Origin of the sequence: Mycobacterium sp. (assembly GCF_052143115.1) — a bacterium.
Lineage (GTDB): Bacteria > Actinomycetota > Actinomycetes > Mycobacteriales > Mycobacteriaceae > Mycobacterium.
In genome coordinates, this window is record NZ_JBKQTQ010000189.1 from 1 (window position 1) to 18743 (window position 18743).

General features: G+C 63.8%; 15 protein-coding genes and 1 pseudogene. 4 read left to right on the top strand and 12 right to left on the bottom strand.

What is annotated here, in order from left to right:
• Positions 1-318, top strand: a 318-nt coding sequence (locus tag ACLQI9_RS19825) for a WS/DGAT domain-containing protein (protein ID WP_442392050.1), incomplete at its 5' end; no start/stop codon positions are given.
• 430 nt (positions 319-748) lie between these two features.
• On the opposite strand, the gene ACLQI9_RS19830 is transcribed toward ACLQI9_RS19825, so the two are convergent.
• The 4 genes from ACLQI9_RS19830 to ACLQI9_RS19845 form a co-directional block, all read right to left on the bottom strand.
• Positions 749-2395, bottom strand: coding sequence for a DHA2 family efflux MFS transporter permease subunit (locus ACLQI9_RS19830; protein WP_442376031.1), 1647 nt, complete (start codon positions 2393-2395; stop codon positions 749-751).
• Positions 2358-3083, bottom strand: coding sequence for a sulfotransferase domain-containing protein (locus tag ACLQI9_RS19835; protein WP_442376030.1), 726 nt, complete (start codon positions 3081-3083; stop codon positions 2358-2360). Before ACLQI9_RS19835 ends, ACLQI9_RS19830 begins: the two co-directional genes overlap by 38 nt.
• 31 nt (positions 3084-3114) lie before the next feature.
• Positions 3115-4722, bottom strand: coding sequence for a radical SAM protein (locus tag ACLQI9_RS19840; RefSeq protein WP_442376029.1), 1608 nt, complete (start codon positions 4720-4722; stop codon positions 3115-3117).
• Positions 4723-5223: 501 nt separating this feature from the next.
• On the bottom strand, positions 5224-6717 hold the full coding sequence (locus tag ACLQI9_RS19845) for an arylsulfatase (RefSeq protein ID WP_442376028.1): 1494 nt from the start codon (positions 6715-6717) through the stop codon (positions 5224-5226).
• 409 nt (positions 6718-7126) lie between these two features.
• On the opposite strand from ACLQI9_RS19845, the gene ACLQI9_RS19850 reads away from it, so the two are divergent.
• The gene (locus tag ACLQI9_RS19850) at positions 7127-8401 is read left to right on the top strand and encodes a cation:proton antiporter (protein ID WP_442376027.1); all 1275 of its coding nucleotides are present in this window, start codon (positions 7127-7129) and stop codon (positions 8399-8401) included.
• Positions 8402-8619: 218 nt separating this feature from the next.
• On the opposite strand, the gene ACLQI9_RS19855 is transcribed toward ACLQI9_RS19850, so the two are convergent.
• From ACLQI9_RS19855 to ACLQI9_RS19885, 7 genes are read right to left on the bottom strand one after another with little or no spacing between them, the layout of a single operon-like run.
• Complete coding sequence (locus tag ACLQI9_RS19855; RefSeq protein WP_442376026.1) at positions 8620-9831, bottom strand: TetR/AcrR family transcriptional regulator; 1212 nt, start codon at positions 9829-9831, stop codon at positions 8620-8622.
• Between the two features lie 38 nt (positions 9832-9869).
• On the bottom strand, positions 9870-11417 hold the full coding sequence (locus ACLQI9_RS19860; protein WP_442376025.1) for a long-chain-fatty-acid--CoA ligase: 1548 nt from the start codon (positions 11415-11417) through the stop codon (positions 9870-9872).
• Between the two features lie 20 nt (positions 11418-11437).
• Entirely contained in the window at positions 11438-12589 is a 1152-nt protein-coding gene (locus ACLQI9_RS19865) for an acyl-CoA dehydrogenase family protein (RefSeq protein ID WP_442376024.1), read from the bottom strand.
• Positions 12590-12597: 8 nt separating this feature from the next.
• Positions 12598-13428: an SDR family NAD(P)-dependent oxidoreductase gene (locus ACLQI9_RS19870; RefSeq protein ID WP_442392051.1), complete on the bottom strand. Its 831-nt coding sequence runs from the start codon at positions 13426-13428 to the stop codon at positions 12598-12600.
• A gap of 53 nt (positions 13429-13481) precedes the next feature.
• The gene (locus ACLQI9_RS19875; protein WP_442379812.1) at positions 13482-13874 is read right to left on the bottom strand and encodes a MaoC/PaaZ C-terminal domain-containing protein; all 393 of its coding nucleotides are present in this window, start codon (positions 13872-13874) and stop codon (positions 13482-13484) included.
• Between the two features lie 14 nt (positions 13875-13888).
• Entirely contained in the window at positions 13889-14347 is a 459-nt protein-coding gene (locus ACLQI9_RS19880) for a MaoC family dehydratase N-terminal domain-containing protein (protein ID WP_442379808.1), read from the bottom strand.
• 4 nt (positions 14348-14351) lie between these two features.
• Positions 14352-15536, bottom strand: a complete 1185-nt coding sequence (locus ACLQI9_RS19885; RefSeq protein WP_442379806.1) for a lipid-transfer protein — start codon at positions 15534-15536, stop codon at positions 14352-14354.
• A gap of 258 nt (positions 15537-15794) precedes the next feature.
• Between ACLQI9_RS19885 and ACLQI9_RS19890 the strand changes: the two genes are divergently transcribed.
• Together ACLQI9_RS19890 and merB are read left to right on the top strand one after the other, a co-directional pair.
• Complete coding sequence (locus ACLQI9_RS19890) at positions 15795-17468, top strand: GMC oxidoreductase (protein ID WP_442379804.1); 1674 nt, start codon at positions 15795-15797, stop codon at positions 17466-17468.
• Positions 17468-18313: an organomercurial lyase gene (gene merB, locus ACLQI9_RS19895; RefSeq protein WP_442379802.1), complete on the top strand. Its 846-nt coding sequence runs from the start codon at positions 17468-17470 to the stop codon at positions 18311-18313. Before ACLQI9_RS19890 ends, merB begins: the two co-directional genes overlap by 1 nt.
• A 20-nt stretch (positions 18314-18333) precedes the next feature.
• On the opposite strand, the pseudogene ACLQI9_RS19900 reads toward merB, so the two are convergent.
• Positions 18334-18743 (bottom strand): annotated as a pseudogene (locus ACLQI9_RS19900) (maleylpyruvate isomerase N-terminal domain-containing protein); the annotation flags it as partial.

Consider the following 18743-nt stretch of genomic DNA (forward strand, 5'->3'; position numbering starts at 1 on the left):
ACGCAATGGATCGCCGGTGCCCTCAACATGATGCCGCGGTGGTACATCGGCTCGATCCTGCGCCATGTTGACTTCCTGTGCAGCGACGTGCCGGGAATTCCGATGCCGGTCTTCCTCGGTGGCGCCCGGGTGGTGACCGAGTACGGATTCGGACCGACTATCGGCGCGGCGGTCAACGTCACGTTGTTCACGTACGTGGACATCTGCGCGCTAGGCATCGACGTGGACACCGGCGCGATTCCCGACTACGACGTCTTTTCCGAGAGCCTCGTTGCCGGTTTCGACGAGGTGCTGGCGCTCGCCTCGGCTCCTACCTGACGGCGACGCGTTGCTGCCAGAAGAGCCTGGAGCGCAAGAACGGCGTCGAGGACCTCACGGCTTACCACCACGGCGGTTGGTGTCTGAGGTGGCTCACCAGGTCGATGCGGTAGGTGACCGCTCTTGACGCCGTCAAGACCCGAGAACGAAACCACAGGTAACGAGCGGGACTGGGCCGGAACGAGACGTAATGAAACTGCAGCTCAGAAGGCAAAAGCCCTGGTAGAGATCCGGGTTCGATTCCCGGCAGCTCCACAATAGAAAGTGCTGTTCAGAGGGCTAAAATACCGAAGTCACGTCAAGGCCGTCGTCAAGGTCACGGGTGGATGCGCCCGGTTCATGGCTTTGATTGGCGCCCCGCAGCACAAAGACGGCACGGTCTGCACCAGCATTCGCTACACCCGTGCGGCTAAACAAACCTCGTCGTCTTTCAACGATCACACCGAGGCGCTTCGGTTCCAGGATGTGTGCAACCGGCTGGGGCCCCCGCGGGCGGATTCCCCGTTGGCTTCTTCGGCAGGAACCACACGGGTATGAAAGTGGTGGCGAACAGCATCGCGGCGGCTGCAAACACCACGGCGTAGGCCCGCGACAGGTCCTTGGTGACGTGCTCCATGAAATCGGGCCCGAACACCTGGTGAGGCAGCTTGGACAGGTCGGGCGCAACGCCTCGTCTCGCCGCGTCTTGCAAGATGGAATCGGCTCGGCGCGCCGCCACGATGTCGGCACTGCGGTTGAACATGCTGGTCAGAAGTACCGACATCAGCCCCGCGCCGATGGCCGCCGCCGCATTGTGGTTGACGTTGAACAGCGTCGATCCGTGAGCTACCTCGCGAGGCTCAAGCGTGTGCACTGCCGCCCACGCCACCGGGATCATCGAGCAGCCGGTACCAATACCGAACACCGCAAGCCCGGCCAGCAGCACCGGTGTGCGCACCTGATGCTGGCTGATGCCGTAGATGAACACGCCCATTCCGGCGATGATCGACGTCATTCCAGCCAGCACGACATCGCGCGGACCTCGATTTTCCATGAGACGGCCCGCGAGCGGTACGACCGTAGCAGCGGCCAGGGTTTGCGGGAGCAGCAAAAGTCCCGACTGCAGCGGCGTCTTGCCGAGCACTTGCTGGAAGTACCCGGGCAGTAGCAGACACATGCCGAAGAACGCAACGGCATAAAGAAATCTCGTTGCGTTGGCCGACGCGACCATCCGTTTGCCCAGCAAACGCAAATCGATGAGTGGATTGCTGGCGCGGTGCAGCACGTGGAAAACGAACACAACGATCAGCGTCGACCCGACCGCGACTGGCACGTACACGTGTGGATCGTCCACGGTGCCGCGTCCGGGTAGCAGCGACACACCGTAAAGTAGCGCCACCAGCCCGGGCGAGAGAAGCAGCATTCCGACGACATCTAATGACTCCGCTGACGCAGGCTCGTCTTTGGGAAGGACGAGGCCGGCCAGCACGAAGGTGATCAATCCGATCGGAACGTTGACCAGGAAAATCCACTGCCAGCCAAAGGAGCCGATCAGCCAGCCGCCGAGGATAGGGCCGCAAATTGGGGCGATAAACATCGGAACGCCGCCAATCGCCAGCGCCCGCGCGAGCCGTCCTGGGCCGGCCTCGCGGGTGAGGATTGTGAAGGTGAGCGGCAGGAGTATCCCGCCGCCAAGCCCCTGGAGTGCTCGGAACGTCACCAGCAGCGTGAGATTAGATGCCTCCGCGCACAGCAGTGATCCAAGTGAGAAGAGCAGCACTGAACCCAGTGCGAGCCGTTTGGTGCCGAAGCGGTTGGCGGCCCAGCTGGTCAGTGGGATCACCGCCGCCAATGACAAGGTATAGGCGGTCATCGTCCACGCGACAATGGCTTGCGTCGAGGAGAATTCGTCAACGAAAGTCCGCTGTGCCACGTTGACGACCGTGGTGTCCAGGGCCGCCATCATCGGGGCCAGCATGTAGAAGGCGGTGATTTTCAACATTCTGGAGTCGAGCTTGGCCGAGTCCTCGCCGCGGGGGTTTGCGATCGGATTCATCGCCTTACCACTGGTACCCGAGGCGCTCCACCAGGTCTCCATAGCGCCGTCGTATCTGCGCGAGGTGCTCCGTGTTGAGGTAATTGCGCCAGTCGCCGGCAACGCCGCGCCGGTAGTGATGTTTGATGTCAAGATCACCACGATCGCGCCCGCCCGCCAAGCGCCGGAAGGAATAGCGCTCGATGATCTCGGCCAGGAACTCCTGGTCACTGGCCGGGCGAGCCCATCCGAGGTGGGCAATGATCGCGGTCCAGTGGGCAACAGGGTCCTCGATGAGATCCTCCATGCGGACCTCAAGTATGTGCGGTTGGGCATAGTTCCACGTCGACATGGCGTCGATGAACTGCCCGCTGAACTCGATCTCACGCGATAGGCCCGCGTCGATGTCGAGCGCCGCCAGCGCTGCCCGGTGCGGCGGCAGCTCCGGAAAAACCTCAGGATGGCTGTATCGGTGACTGAAATAGCCAGAGACGATCATGTCCCGCGGGTCGCGGACCATATGAAATCCCTGCAATGGCCCAAGGGAGTCCGCGTCCACCTGCCACGCATTGGAGACGATCAACAAGTCTGGTGATCTGTCGGTCACCAGACCACCCAGAGTTGGGTATCCATCCCAGTCCGCGGCGCTATAGACGGTGAGCGTGCGAAGCCCGAGACTGGCTGCCAGTTCGCCAAGAATGAGCGTGGCCCATTTACTTGCTGCTTTGTGGTGACCGAAGTAGGCCCTCATCTCGCGCGTTGCCAAAGTTCGGCGCCAAACCCTAGTCGAGGGTTTGGTGACCGATGGAGTAAGACAGCGTACGGGGGCGCGCCGATACGGCGCCCATCAGCCGCTGGCGCTCGCTGCGATCAGGTATGTGCCACCAGTCCGCGGCAATGTGGCCAGCGGGTCGGACCTGCTGGAAGAGATCTTCGACGAACAACCGATTGAACCGCTGCGTGTACTCGCAGCTTCGTACGTCGATAGCCATTTCATCGCCGCTGTGGATCATTGCGTCGTAAGCGCAACCGTTGCCACACATTCCGCGTGCCGCGCAACCGTCGCAGTGGGTGTAGTAGATCGGAGAACGTTTGCGCCATTCACTTACGACGGCTGAGCGGTAGGCATCAATGTCGAGCGTACGCATCGCCAGTCTGTCCATAACCAGGAAGGACTTGCATGGGCCGACATTGCCTTTGGCGTCCACGTTGAGATTGGTTCCGCCGGCCGCCCCGCAGTCGTGAAATCGGTAACGCTGTTCGACGAATGGCGCCAGCTTGCGATAGATCAGTTCGAGGAACAGTCCGTGGTCTCGGAAAGCCTTGTGAACGCCATACATTCTGTCCGCATAAGCGTCTGGACCGATGAGCTGATCGTAGTCGGCCTGATCAGGTGTTGGCGGCTTCATGAAGTTCACACCGAGACCGGTTGGCTGGTATTCGTCGAGAAACCAACCGATTATCTCTTCCGCGCGGTCCAGGTTGTGCTGGCCCAGCACCATCGACAGCGACACCTCGGCGCCAGCCTTCATCAGCCGTCGCACACCGGCGTCGACCATGCGCCAGGAGCCGCGGTCGCCGTGGTTGCGCCGGAGCTTGTCGTGAATCTCCTCGGGGCCGTCCATCGACACGATGCACTTGACGTCGTTCTGGGCAAGGAACGCCGCGTGATGATCGCGAATGAGGGTGGCGTTGGTTCCCAAAACGATCCAGCAGTTCTCGCCTGGCCGTTCGAGTCGGTGTTTGAGATCGACGATGTGTCGGACCTGTTCGAAGAAAAGCGTGGGCTCCCCTCCAGTGACATGGATGATCTTGGGGCGACCCGGTTCGGAGTGGGTGAAGAAGAACTGCACGACCTCGGCGAGTCGATCGTCAGACGTTGGCTGCGCCTGCGGTGCCAGAACGTTGGGTATGACTTTGCAATACGAACACGACAAGTTGCAGACGTCGGTGAGCAGTATCCGCAATAGCGTGAAGGACGGGTGAACTTCAGCTTTCGCGTCTTCCGTTGCCATTAAGGAACGGTGGAACGCCTCAGGCGGCTGTCCTGGCGGTGCCACGAAACCGCAGCTTTGTAGGGACTGAGTCAGCTCGGCACTATTAGGCAAATGCCCGTTGAGGAGGTCTTCGTAGGCATCGCGGAGAATGAGTCCGCCGTAGATCTGTTGTTGGCGCAGTGCATGATTGAGACACCATGCGCCATCGCCGAGATCGAGCAACTGGATATTTGTTTCCAATTGCGGGCGGTCGGTGAGGGCGCGAGGGGCAGGCAGGTCCTCGGCATTACGGTAAACGCCGCTTGAGATCACCGTGGGCGGTAACGCCGGAAGCCCGTCTCTCGCATCGTAGCTGGCGTCCACTTGACGGGGGCCGGGGATTCCCAACAGCACCGACGCCTTGGCGCCGGTGTGGTCTGTCGAGCACCCGCACGAGTTGGATCCCTGGGAAATCAACGGCATGATGGGCTCCCTGCGAGGGCATACCAGGCGATACGGACACGATATACCTCGCCGCGGGCCGCCGCCCTCCAAAGCGACACCCCAGAAAGACAGCTCCGTCAGCTGATCACGACCACCGTGCTTGGATCAAATGGGTCGCGGCCTGGCCGCCGTGTCTGGACAGCGCCCCTCCCCCATCTGGTCTTGACGCCGTCAAGACCCGAGAGCGAAACCGCAGGTAACGAGCCGCACTGAACTGGAACGAAACGTAACGAAACAGCAGTTCAGACGCCAAAAGCCCAGGTAGAGCTGCCGGTTCGATTCCCGGCGGCAGCTCCACTATAAGGCCCAGGTCAGGACACAATCCGAAGCCCGGACCGTTTCGGTATCCGTATTTGCCGTCCGGTTGGTGCGGCGAATACGTCCGCCAAACCGAGACGCCATACCGCGGACTTAGTCGCTTTTGGCGCTTTCCTGCAACTTCGCCAAGACTTGGTCGAGGTTGAAGCTGGCGGATTTCTGTCGTGGCGGGAACTCGGCGAACGTTTGGAGCATTTGGGCGACGTATGCCTGCGCCGGGACGAATAGGAAGATGTGGTCGAAAATCCAGTCCCAGTAGGTGTTCGACGTGATGTCGGCCCGCTCGTAAGGGTCTAGTCGCAGGTTGAACAGCTTCGGGATGCGCAGCTCAGTGAACTGCTCAGCCCAGATCTGTGCGGTGCCGGGGCAGCGCTGCTCCAGAAACACGAACTTCCAATTGTCAAACCGCAGCGCGGTCAGGTCGCCGTCGTCGGAGACGTAGAAGAAGTGCTCGCGCGGGCTCTTGTCGGTCTCGCCCGTGATGTACGCCAGCTGGTCGTGCCCGTCGAGATGCACCTTGTAGGTCGTGCCGCCCAGATCGGTTCCGGCGCGCAGCCGCTCAGCGATGTCGGGCACACCGGCCGCTGATAGCAGCGTGACGAACCAGTCGTTATGGCTGACGATGCCGTTGAGCCCGCACCCGGCCGGGATGCGCGCGGGCCAGCGCACCATGGCCGGGACTCGATAGGCACCCTCCCAGTTGGAGTTCTTCTCATTGCGGTAGGGGGTCATGCCGGCGTCGGGCCAGGAGTTCATGTGCGGACCGTTGTCGGTGGAGTACATAACGATGGTGTTTTCGGTGATGCCGAGTTCGTCGAGCAGGCCAAGCAGGTCACCGATCAGGTCGTCGTGGTCAAGCATCGTGTCGTGGTACTTCGACTGCCAGCGCCCGGCCCGCCCGATGCTCTCGGGTTTGGGGTGGGTGCGGAAGTGCATGTGGGTGCTGTTGAACCAGACGAAGAACGGCGTCTGTGCGTCGTGCTGGCGGCGGATGAAATCGGCCGCGGCGTCGCGGAACTCCTCGTCGCAGGTTTCCATCCGCTTCTTGGTCAGCGGCCCTGTGTCCTCTATGCGCTGGGTGCCGTCGGGGTTGGCCCAGGTGTGCAAAACCCCGCGCGGGCCGAACTTCTCCCGGAACGCCGGGTCTTTCGGATAGTCGGGTAGCTCGGGTTCCTCTTCGGCGTTGAGGTGATACAGGTTGCCGAAGAACTCATCGAAACCTTGCATCGTGGGCAGGTGCTCATCGCGGTCGCCCAAATGGTTCTTGCCGAACTGGCCGGTGGCATATCCCTGTGCCTTCAATGCCGTCGCGATGGTCGGGTCCTGGGGCTGCAATCCCAGCGTGGCGCCGGGCAGACCCACCTTCGTCAGGCCGGTCCGGTAGGGGTTTTGGCCGGTGATGAACGTGGCGCGCCCGGCGGTGCAGCTCTGCTCGCCGTAACAGTCGGTGAACCGCACCCCCTCCTCGGCGATCCGGTCAATATTGCGGGTCCGGTAACCCATCACGCCGTCGCTATAACAACTTAAGTTGCTCATCCCGATGTCATCGCCCCAGAGGATCAGGATGTTCGGATTGTCGCTCACCAATGTGCCTTTCGCTGTCGAAGGCCCCAACGGCTAGTTCGGCCCAGGGCGCGGTCACCGGGCCGGTGCCTCTGCTCGACTCCCGCAACACGAACGCTAGGCCCATTCATCGGACGGGCGTTGGAAATGCCCGAGAGTCGTAGTCGACCGAGCCGCAGTGGCTATCCGGCGTCACCAGGTGCCGGGCTGTGACCTTCTCGCGTGTGCTCGTGGCGTGATGCCCAGTCGGCGTAGACCGTGGGCAGCAATCGCACGCATGAGGCCCAATGCGGCGCCGCGAGGGCTCTCTCGTGGGCTGGTTGCACTTGTGAAAGATATTTGCGAAGTACGATGCCCTGGGGCGGCGGAACCCGCATGCTCATGGTTGACGGTCCCCAAGCAAGATCACTTCCCCGGAGCCTGTGTTCAAGTCATGGTCCTGACAGCTGAGTTTGTGGTGCTCGTCTTTCTTTACAGCCTGGTCTCGCAGCGGCTGCAACGCACCATCATCACCGCACCGATGCTGTTCACGGCCGCCGGCGCTGCGACGATCCTGCTGCCGGAAGCGGCCCGCGAGCTGGTGCTCGATCGTAAGGTATTGCTCTTGATCGCGGAGCTGGGCCTGGTGATGTTGCTCTTTACCGACGCGAGCCGGATAAACCGATCGCTGCTGACGGCTGGCCGCAGCCTGCCCATCCGCTTGCTCATTGTGAGCATGCCGCTGACCATCGTGTTCGGCGCCGTGTCCGCGATGGCCGTGCTGAGCGGATTGTCGTGGGGCGAAGCCGGCATTCTGGCAACCATCCTCGCCCCAACCGACGCCGGCCTCGGCCACGTGATCGTGAGCAGCGAACGAGTGCCACTGAGAATTCGCCAGTCTCTCAATGTCGAGGCCGGCCTCAACGACGGCCTCGCCGTTCCGTTCCTGATGCTGTTCATCGTGCTTGCCGTTGCTGAGGAGCACACTGGGCCTGCGGGTGCAGTGCTCGCCGGTTTCCTCGGAGAACAGATTGGTTACGGCACCCTGATCGGAATTGGGATCGGCACCGCAGGCGGATGGCTCCTCGGCGTTGCCCACCGCACGCGCTGGATGGCTCCGCCACTCGGTCAACTCGGCGTGGTGGCGCTGCCGTTGCTCTGCGTCTTCGTGGCGGAAGAGACCGGGGCGAGCATGTTCATCGCCGCGTTCGTCGCCGGATTTGCAGTCCAATTCGGCTTCGACGCTGCGGGCCGGCAGAGTGTCGAGTTCACGGAGCAATGGGGGCAACTGTTCAACTATTTCGTGTTCTTCTTCTTCGGCACCGTCGTGGCCGGCATTTGCGGGCATTTCACGCCGGCCGTGCTGCTCTATGCCGTGCTGAGTCTGACGGTCGTGCGCATGGCGCCTGTCGCGCTGGCGCTGCTGGGAACTCGTTTGAGCCGGGCAACCGTGCTGTTCATGGGCTGGTTCGGCCCCAGGGGCCTCGCGTCCATCGTGCTCGCGCTGGTGTACCTGGTGAACGAGGCGGGGTTGGCAGGCAACTCAACGATCCAACTTGCGGTGATGGCGACGGTGCTGCTCAGCATCTTCGCGCATGGCATTACCGCGCAGCCTGGAATAAACCTTTATCTAAGGCAGATCGCGGCCCTCGACGAGACGTCCCCCGAGCATCAAGCGCTGGGGGATGATTCACCCGAGCCGCCGCAGACGCCGCACGTTGGCACCTGATCGCGCGCGAATCGCAACGTGTCTCCTCAGCAGCGGCCAGTCATTTTTGCGCCACGGGCGGCGTCTAGCCCGAGGGCGACGAACACCATCATCAAAGCCGTTGATGACAAACATCCGCAGAACTCGCTGCTAACACCGATTCCGGGGGTTGGCTGGATTCAATCTAGGGCACCGAGAAGTCCCACGCGGCCCTGCTCGACGAACTGGCCCCTCGGTGCTCATCTGGACCTCGTATCGTCGTTGATGGCGAGAAGCTCGGCGCCGATAGCGACCAATGCGGACTCGACGTCTGAGTATTCGCGCAACTCGGGTACGCCGGCGATGTCGTTCATCATGGTCTGCACGGCCTGCACCCGGATCCGGGCAGGTATTGCGTCCCAGCTTTGGTGCACCTGTCGCAGCAGGTTGACCCAGTCGTCGATGTAGGCATGTTGGGCGGCTCTGATGCGATGGCGTTCGGGTTCGGGCAGGTGGTTCGACTCAGAGACGAGGACCTGGAGAAGGTGTGGGTTGTCGAGGACGAAGGCGCAGTAACTGTCGAGCAGACGATTCAGGCCATCGCGGGGATCGGATGCCTGGGCGAATGCGCGGTTCATGTCCAGACGCAGCCACTCGTCGCCACGCAGCATGGCCGCCAGCAAGATATCCGACTTGGTCGGGAAATGGTTATAGACACTGGGACCACTGATACCGACGCTGGCACCGATGTCCTCTGTGCTCACCCCCGCGAACCCGTTGGCCGCGATGAGCTTTGTCGCTTCGGTGAGAATCGCCTCACGGCGGGTTTGGGTACGCATCAACCCGGACGTGATCCGGGTTGCCGCCGATGGTCGGGGAGGTAGCGGGGAGTGGATAACGCTGGAGATCAATTCGCTTAGCAGGGTGGTTAATTCGGGTTCAGGCAGGACAAGGCTGTGCAGCGATACGCTAGTCGCGACCGCGAGCCCCGACCACGCGAGCAACTCTGCCTCCGCCGCTTTCAGGGCGGGGCGCCGTGCGCGGATGAGTGCGGCGAACCGTGCGGCGATCCGGTCAATCGCGATCCGAAATTCCCTGCGGTCGGCCGGGGCGAGCTGCCGCGACTCGCGATGCCACAGCACCCCAACGCCTCGGTGCCTGAGCACAGCGGCGGCAAGCGCCTGGGAAAAGTCGGTCAACCCTTCGTTCTCTGCGGCGGTGAACGCGTCGTCGAGGGTGTCCAGCGCTGCTCGGACGACGGTGGCCAGCAGGTCCTGCTTGCCACGAAAGTGCCGATACAGAGCCGACGGCCCGATCGCGACCGCCTCGGCCACATCACCCATGGCCACGTTCGCATATCCCTTGCGGCAGAACAGATCCGTGGCCGCGTAGATGATCAGCTGCCGACGGTTTGGTGGCCGGGTGCCGCGCGCAGGCCGAGCAACCGACTTCTGCGCCGGTCCAACCGTCATACCGTTGCCTTCCCGAGAGTCCTTGTGTGCTGTGGCCCTCAGGACACCTGGTTTGTGCTATTGCCCCAATACTGTTTGCGGAGTTCGCGTTTCAGGATCTTTCCGGCGCCCGACATCGGCATGGCATCGACGAAGTCGATGCTGCGGGGCGCTTTGTACCCGGCGATCAGCGTTTTGCAGTGTGTGCGGAGCTGCTCCTCGGTGGCGCACTGACCTGGCAGCAGCACCACCACCGCATGGACCCGTTCACCCCAGTCGGGGTCTGGCACTCCGATGACCGCGACGGCCGCGATCGCCGGGTGCTTTGCCAGCGCATTCTCAACCTCGGCGGAGTAGACATTCTCGCCGCCGGTGATGATCATGTCCTTGATCCGGTCAACGATGAACACGTATCCGTTGTCGTCCATCCGGCCGCCATCGCCGGTGCACATCCAGCCGTCGCGGACCGCCTTAGCGGTGTCGTCGGGCCGGTTCCAGTAGCCGAGCATCACGTTGTCACCGCGAACCACCACTTCGCCGACCTCGCCGCGGCGCACCTCGTGCCCGTCAGGATCGACGATGCGCACCTCCACGTGCGGTGCGGCGCGTCCAGCCGATCGACGCAACGCCGGGTTGTCATGGTCAGCCGGTGTCAACAACGTTGCGACCGGCGAGAGTTCGGTCATGCCGTAAGCCTGGGTGAATCCGACCGCGGGGAACACCTTGCGCGCTCGTTCTAGCAGCGCTTCCGAGATCGGGGACGCCCCATAGACCAGATGCAGCAAGCTCGACAGGTCGTAGTCGCCGACGGCCGGCTCGTCGACGACCATCTGGACCATCGTCGGTACCAACAACGCGTCTGTGACGCCGTGCTCGGCGATTGCCTTCATCACCCCGACCGGACTGAACATGGGCACGATTACGTGGGTCGAGCCGACCAGACATCCCGCAGCCCATGCCGCGATGCCGGCGAGATGAAACAACGGCGCGGTGTGCAGTAATCGGCCGCGAGGCGTGATGAATTGACCGGAGGCGAGGCTGCCGATCGACGAAGTGAGCAGGTTGTTGTGCGAGAGCATCACCCCCTTGGGGTGTCCGGTGGTGCCGCCGGTGTAGAACACGCCGAGCAACTCGTCGCCTCCGGTCCGGGTGTCCTCGACGGGGTCCTGCTCGGCGATCAGGCTCTCATAGCTCAGCGCACCGGCGGGGAGTTCGCCGTCGCCGCAGTAGATCACCGTACGCAGATCCGGAAACTGTTCTTGCAGTGTCGGAATCATCGCGGCGAACGCGTCGTCGACGAACAGGACCCGAGTGTCGGAATCGGCCAGCGAGTAGGCGATCTCAGCGGCACTCCACCGGACGTTTACCGGGTTGACTGCGGCTCCCATCCAGGGCACCGCGTAGAAGTACTCCAGGTAGCGGTCGGAATTCAGCGCGAGGATGCCCACGCGGTCGCCTCGCTGCACATCCACATCGGACAGCGCCGAGGCCAGTCGGGCGATCCGATCTACTGACTGGGCCACCGTGCGGACCCGGTCGCGGTAGATCGTGGCAGGCTGGTCGGGATTCTGCTGCAAACTGCGATGCAGCGACTGGGTCAGGTACATGTCTTCTCCTCGATCCGGCGCTACAAGGAGCGCGCGATCAGTTCCTTCATGACTTCGTTCGCGCCGGCGTAGATCTTCTGTGCTCGTGAGTCGATGAACATCCGGGCGATCGGATACTCCATCATGTATCCGTAGCCGCCGAACAACTGCACACATCGGTCGATAACCTGCACCTGCATGTCGGTCACCCAGGCTTTCGCCATCGACGCCGTCGTCGCGTCCAGCTCGCCGCGCAGATGCCGCTGGATGCAGTCGTCGACGAACACCCGCGCGATCCGCGCGACGGTGGCGCACTCGGCGAGTTCGAAGCGGGTGTTCTGCATATCAAACAGCGGCTTGCCGAAGGCGTCGCGGTTTTTGGTGTACCTCACGGTCTCCTCGACGGCGCTCTCCAGCGTGGCCAGGCCGCAGACCGCGACCACCAACCTTTCGTGTGCCAGCTGGTTCATGGCGTAGCCGTAGCCGGCACCTTCTTCGCCGAGAAGATTGCCAAGCGGGACCAAGACGTCGTCGAAGAACAACTCCGCGGTGTCCTGTGCCTTCATCCCGACCTTGTCGAGCACCCGTCCGACCCGGAAACCGGGTGCGTCGGCGGTTTCCAGCACGATCAACGACACTCCCTTGGCGCCCGCCGCCGGATCGGTCTTCACGACAAGCACGATCAGATCCGCCGAGCTGCCATTGGAGATGAATGTCTTCGCACCGTTGAGCCGGAAATGCTCGCCGTCGCGAATCGCTGTGGTGCGCAGCGCTTTGAGATCGGATCCGCCGCCGGGCTCGGTCATCGCGATGGCGCTGACCAACTCCCCGGTCGCCATCCCGGGCAACCAGCGCTTCTTCTGCTCTTCGGTGCCGTAGGCGAGGATGTACTGCGCGACCAGCCCGCTGTGCACCTGGTTGCCGAACCCTGTTTCCCCGCAGGCGGCTTGGGCTTCCATGATCGCGAACTCGTGGGCCAGCGTACCGCCGCCGCCACCGTATTCCTCTGGGACCGACGAGCACAGCAAGCCGAGCTGGCCGGCCTTGATCCAGAACTCCCGGTCGACACATTTCTGCTCGGCCCACCGTTCCCGGTGTGGGAGTGCCTCGGTCTGGAAGAACTTGGTCGCCATCTCCCTGAGGGCAACGACGTCGTCGTCGGCCCAGGCCGACCGGTACGCACCTGTGGTCATGGTGGTTCTCAGAAGCTGAAGCCGCCGCCGCAGATGAGGGTCTGCGCGCTGACGTAGTCGGATTCGGGGATGCAGAACAGGTACACCGCGCCCGCGGCTTCGGTCGGTGTACCGCCTCGGCCCAGTGGCACCATCTGCTCCATGGCGGCGAGCAGGCTCGGGTTGACGCCGACCTTGATCTCGTTGCCGGCGACATCGATGGTGCCGTCGCCGTCGGCGGGGGTTTCGGTGAGGCGGGTCTTGATCAGACCGAACGCGACAGTGTTGACGGTGACGTTGTAGCGTCCCCACTCCTTGGCCAGCGCCTTCGTCAAACCGGTGATGCCGGCCTTGGCCGATGAGTAGTTCGCCTGTCCTGCATTGCCACCCGTCCCGGCGAGCGAGGAGATGTTGACCACCTTTCGGCAGGGGACCGGCTCTCCGGCCGCTTTGGCCTTCTTGACCGCGGCAGCGATGACCGGCTGCGCGGCACGCAGGATCCGGAACGGCGCCTTGAGGTGCACATCGAGGATCGCGTCCCACTGCTCGTCGGTCATCTTCTGGATCACCGAGTCCCACGTGTAGCCGGCGTTGTTGACGATGATGTCCAGGCCGCCGAAGTTGTCGACCGCCGCCGCGACGAAGCGGTCGCCGAAGTCAGCGTCGGTGACGCTGCCGATGCAGGCTATGGCCTGTCCGCCGGCGGACTCGATCGCGGCGACCGTTTCCTTGGCGGGTTCGGCGTCGAGGTCGTTGACGACCACCTTCGCACCCTCGCGGGCCAGTTTCAGTGCGATCTCGTGCCCGATCCCACGGCCGGAGCCGGAGACGATCGCGACCTTTCCCTCAAGAGTTCCCATGGTTGACAATCCTTTTCGTTTGTTTGGTGGACGATGATTTCCGCGGCTTGGCGTCACAACGCGACGACGGTGTCTCCGGTGAGGGTGACCGTGCCGTCCGCGAGGGTGACCGCGAGCTCGAGAGTCGCGCGCCGCTCGCCGTCGACCTCGTCGATCGCGGTGATCCTGCCGGTGGCGGTCGGCTGCGCGTGCAGGGGCGTGATCGCGGCGAAGCGGACCCGGTAGTTTCGAATCGCTCCCGGGTCAACCCAGTTGGTCAACAGCCGGCCCAGGTAAGCCATCGAGAGCATGCCCTGAGCGAAGACATCGTCCAAGCCTGCCGACCGCGCCACGTCGATGTCGATGTGCATCGGGTTGTGATCGCCCGAGGCGCCCGCGAACAAGGCCAGAGTGGTCCGTGAGATCGGTGCGACCGTCAGCGGCGCAAGCTCGGTACCCACCTCGATGGTCGGTGCGGCGGTCACCGGGATTGCTCCGGGTTGCGCACGACGATCACGCTGTTCAGTTCGGCGACCACCTCGCCGCTTTCCCGGGTCACCACTGAGGTCTTCTCAATGAATTCCAATGCTCCGCCCTTCTTGCTGTACACGTTTGCGATCCGTGGGGTTGCGGTCAGCACGTCGCCGGCCACCGCCTGGGAGTGATAGGTGAAGGACTGCTCGCCGTGCAGTACCCGGCGCAGGTCCACACCGAGGCCGGTGAGCCAGTCGAAGGGGTCGGGGCTCTCTAGTTCGATGCCGAACAAGAAGGTCGGCGGTACCGGCAGATCGCGGTGTCCCGCCGCGTGGGCTGTCTGGAGGTCGGTGAAGACCGGATTGGTCTCGCCGATCGCCTTGGCGAAGAAGCGAAGACGGCCCGCGTCGATGGTCATGGTGACCGGCGGCAGTTGCTTGCCGATCACGTTCTGGTCCAACGGCATTGGTTCAGCTCACCTTCTCGTAGAGGGTCACGACGGCGGCACCGCCGAGTCCGATGTTGTGCTGCAAGGCGAGGGTGACCACCTCGACCTGGCGGGCTTCTGCCTGACCGCGCAACTGCCACACCAATTCAGCGCACTGCGCCAAGCCTGTTGCGCCCAGCGGGTGGCCCTTGGACAGCAGCCCGCCCGACGGGTTGGTGACGACCCGTCCGCCGTAGGTGTTATCGCCCTCGGCGATGAACTTCTCGGCGGTGCCCTCCGCGGTCAAACCCAGGCACTCATAGGTCAGTACTTCGTTGGTGGTGAAGCAGTCGTGCAGTTCGACGACGCGGATGTCCTCGGGGCCGACACCGGAGGCCTCGTAGACCTGGTCGGCGGCGGCTTTGGCCATGTCGTAGCCGACGACGGTCGTCATGTCGCCGCTGAACGTCGACGCGAAGTCGGTGGTCATCGCCTGCGCCCGGATTCTCACGGCGGCGTCGAGTCCGTTGGCGTAGGCGAACTCCGCGCTACACAAGATCGCCGCGGCAGCACCGCAGGTCGGCGGACAGCACTGCAGCCGTGTCAGCGGGCCGAAAATCTTCGGAGACGCCAACACCTCCTCAACAGTGACCGGGTCGCGGAACACCGCATACGGGTTGTTGGCGGCATGCTTGCGCGCCTTCACCGCGACCTGAGCGAAAACCTTGGGATCAACGCCGTACTTCTCGGCGTACGCCGTTCCCGCGCCGCCGAAGTACTGGGCAGCCATCGGCGCCTGCTCGTCCCACCCCTGCAGCGCTGTCGTGCGGTCATCGAAACGGGTGAACGGGCTGGGCCGGTCGCTCCACATCGAACCGAGTGCACCGCGCATCATCTGCTCGAACCCGAGCGCGATCACACAGTCGGCGGCGCCGGTCTCGATCGCCTGCCGCGCCAAGAACAGCGCCGATGAACCCGTCGAACAATTGTTGTTGACATTGACGATCGGAATACCGGTCTGGCCAAGCCCGTACAACGCGGCCTGTCCTGACGTCGAGTCGCCGTAGACGTAGCCCACATACCCCTGCTGCACCAGCGCGTAGTCGATGCCGGCGTCGGTGAGAGCCTTCCGGGCAGCCGCCTCGGCCATCACGTCGTACGGCGCGGTATTCCTCGGGGTGGTGAAGGGAATCATCCCCACGCCCACCACGGCGGCGCGTCCGCTCATCGGCACTCCTTTGGTCATTTCAAGCTAGAGAAGATTCACTTAGTAGACAGCATGCGCGCGGCTTTGGCAAGCAAAGTCCGTATTTATAGGTTCAAAACTAAGTATTGACGTCGCCAAGTCACAACTGTGGGGTGGTCAACCACACGAACGTTGGTCTACCGTATATTCACATCAACCAGGCTCCCGGTCGGCTGAGAGATCGGGGGCCCTGGCCGCAACAACCCCGGTCGAGACCAATATCCAAGGAGGCGATCCGAGGTGACGAAACACAACCAACCGCCCGAGACACGGCAGGACGAGCACTACGACGTCGTGGTCATCGGGAGCGGCTTCGGTGGGAGCATCGCGGCCAACCGCCTGGCCGGTGCGGGCCTCAATGTGCTTGTGCTGGAACGGGGCCCGTGGCGCGACTCGTTGCCGGTGCGCGGCCTTGGAATCCCCGACCGCTCCCCGTTCCCCTATGGCACGCGGTTCATGACGCATGTCCTCCGCGGCATCCACGTAGGGCGCAGCGTCACAACGGGATTCGCTGAACGGAGTTACCTGCGCCGGCTGCGCGCTCGCGGTATCGAGTTGGTGCGGGACCTCATCGGGACTCCCCGCCGGGGCGTGGTGGTCAACAAGCACGGGATGTACGAGGTGTTCAGCTATCCAGGAATCGACGTGGTCTGCGTGTCGGGGGTGGGTGGCGGCAGCCACGGCTGGTTGGGCCTGCTCGTCGAGCCAGACGATTCGGCCTACTGGGACAATCGTCACCCCGATCTGCGCGACGACCAGATCTCGCGGTATTACGGGAAGATCCGGTCGGATCTGGGCTCAACTCGTCTGACCCGTCAGCATCCTGTCCCGACAAGTGTGTGGACTGAGGTGCCCGGCTTACCCGGCCAGCGCTGTCAACCCGCGGATCCGCAGCCCGACGCCGCGTACTTATACCCGCAATCCGACGCCGACCCCGGTCGACTGCACCAGGACGGCGCCGGAGTAGCGCGCAGGTTCTGCGCCTTCGACGGGGACAGCCTGCTGGGGTCAAGAGACGGGGCGAAATCATCGGTCGACATCGCCTATCTCGCCCCGGTCCTCGACAATGGCGTCACCGTTCGCGCGTTGTCCGAGGTCAGTAGGATCGTGCGCGAACCAGGCGCTGCCGCAGGTAGCTACGCCGTCCACTACCGCGACCTGCGCGCCAAAACAACCGCAACCGCACGGGCGCAACGCGTGGTGCTGGCTGCCGGGACGATGAACACGCTGCGCTTGCTGTTCGACGGCCAACAGCGAGGCGATCTGGCCACCATGCCATCGTTGGGCGCCACGTTCGGCGGCAACGGGGACGAGATCGGGGTCTGCTTCAAGAACTCCGGAGACCTTCCAACGCTGCCGGCACTGCCAGTCCTCGGCCAATTTACGGTCGATGAGGCCCACTCGCCGTTCTTCGGGCTGGCTTCGGCGAGCGGACTCGACACCCTTCCGCTGCCGAGCTGGGCACAGCGCCGGCTGCACCGGCTGATGTTCGCCTTCGGGATGGGCGCTGACTCGGGTAAGGCGTCGGCACACTTCGAGCGAGGCCGTGTGCAGATCGATTACGACAAGACCACCGAGCCGATCTTTGATCGGATCGCCGAGGGCTTAGACGCGTTCGAGGCCGATAGCGGCCTCCGCGCGTCACGTCGCCGGAAACCACTGACCGTCCATGCCTGGGGCGGCGCGTGCCTGGGCCCCGACCCCGAGCACGGCGTGGTGGATCACCGCGGCGAAATCTACGGCAACCTCGGGCTGTTCGTCGCCGACGCCGCCGCGCTGCCCGCCGCCGTCGGCACGCCGCCCTCGTTGGCGATCGCCGCGTGGGCCCACCACGTCGCCGACGACCTCGCCGACACCATCGCGCGGCGACCGGACCAGACCGCCGTTAAACCGTCCACCGAGGGGGCACAGTGATGGCCGAGTTGTCCGAGCGCGCTCGACAGGTCCGCAAAAACATCATGGACCACACCCGCGGCGAGGGTGTCGTTCCCACGACTGCCGAGTTGTGCCGAGAACTCGGCCTGTCCGCGGACGACCTCGCAGTGGACCTGCTCAACCTCGAGGCCGCAGCCAGTGTCGCGCGGCAAGACTCCGCACACGCTGAACTGACGCGGTTTCAGGACGAAGTCCTCGACGAACCGCTGCCGCCGCTCGGCGAGATCATGTACGCCCGCCCGTTCGCCGCGTTCAAGAACCACTACCCGGTCTGGGTGGACGGCGAGCAGAAGTGGTTCGCCGAATGTGCGGTCGAAGCGTGCTCCATCTCGGCGCAGTTTCCTGGCAAAGCGGTGACCGTCCGGTCGGTGTGCCGCCAGACCCGAGAGCCCGTCGAGCTGGTAGGACGCGACGGGGTGCTGGTGGACTATTCGCCGGCAACCCTGCGGGTGCACCTGGGATACCCGCTGCGCACCCTGCCCGCCCGCATCGTCGGGTGGTGCGACTACAACAGCTTCTTCGCCTCCGAAGACGCCGCACAGCAGTGGGCGAGCGCCCATCCGCAGGTTCAAGGGGTCACCCGCAGCCCCGAGACGATGTCACGACTCATCGGCGAGCTGTTCGGGAGGGGACGACTCGCCTACGACTACCAGCCCGCGGTCCCGATCCTGGACGCCGTGCTGCACATGAAGCGCTACGGCCTGGACAAGCCCACCGCACTGGGATTCCGCGTCCCCGATCCGTTCTTTCTGCCTAGCCTCGGCATGGTGCGGGACTGGAAACGGCAGGGATACGGCAATTACTTCCGATTCTCGTTGCGATGACGGTGCCGGCCGACGGTGCGCTAGATGACGTTGAGCGCGTCGAGGAACCGGGCGGCATAGTCGCGGTCCCCGGTGACGGCAAGATTGCTGTCGCGCCACCCGACGCGCCGGGTCGCCCAGCCGGGAAAGTCGACTGAGGCGCCCACGATGCAGGCCGCGGTGTCGGCGTCTGCCGCCGGCGTGACGGCCAGGCGGCCGTGGCCGGCTGGCCGGATGTCCCAACTCCCGCCGCCCAAGCTGGTCAACGTCAGGGTCAGCGGCCGGTCGACCCACCTCATCTGGGGTTGATTCATCTGCTCCATGCCGGCCAGCATCCACTCCAACGTGGCCCGCATCCGGCGCTCATCGGCCGGCGGGGCCGGTGTGCCCAGCGCCGGGGCGATGTCGTAGTGCAGGTGGGTGTGCCAGTCGAACACCAACGCGCACGCCA

Excerpts from the sequence above, each read along its gene's own strand:
- ACLQI9_RS19830 (WP_442376031.1), bottom strand. The coding sequence starts at position 2,395 with ATGGAGACCTGGTGGAGCGCCTCGGGTACCAGTGGTAAGGCGATGAAT.
- ACLQI9_RS19835 (WP_442376030.1), bottom strand. The coding sequence starts at position 3,083 with ATGAGGGCCTACTTCGGTCACCACAAAGCAGCAAGTAAATGGGCCACG.
- ACLQI9_RS19850 (WP_442376027.1), top strand. The coding sequence starts at position 7,127 with ATGGTCCTGACAGCTGAGTTTGTGGTGCTCGTCTTTCTTTACAGCCTG.
- ACLQI9_RS19855 (WP_442376026.1), bottom strand. The coding sequence starts at position 9,831 with ATGACGGTTGGACCGGCGCAGAAGTCGGTTGCTCGGCCTGCGCGCGGC.
- ACLQI9_RS19860 (WP_442376025.1), bottom strand. The coding sequence starts at position 11,417 with ATGTACCTGACCCAGTCGCTGCATCGCAGTTTGCAGCAGAATCCCGAC.
- ACLQI9_RS19865 (WP_442376024.1), bottom strand. The coding sequence starts at position 12,589 with ATGACCACAGGTGCGTACCGGTCGGCCTGGGCCGACGACGACGTCGTT.
- ACLQI9_RS19870 (WP_442392051.1), bottom strand. The coding sequence starts at position 13,428 with ATGGGAACTCTTGAGGGAAAGGTCGCGATCGTCTCCGGCTCCGGCCGT.
- ACLQI9_RS19880 (WP_442379808.1), bottom strand. The coding sequence starts at position 14,347 with ATGCCGTTGGACCAGAACGTGATCGGCAAGCAACTGCCGCCGGTCACC.
- ACLQI9_RS19885 (WP_442379806.1), bottom strand. The coding sequence starts at position 15,536 with ATGAGCGGACGCGCCGCCGTGGTGGGCGTGGGGATGATTCCCTTCACC.
- merB (WP_442379802.1), top strand. The coding sequence starts at position 17,468 with ATGGCCGAGTTGTCCGAGCGCGCTCGACAGGTCCGCAAAAACATCATG.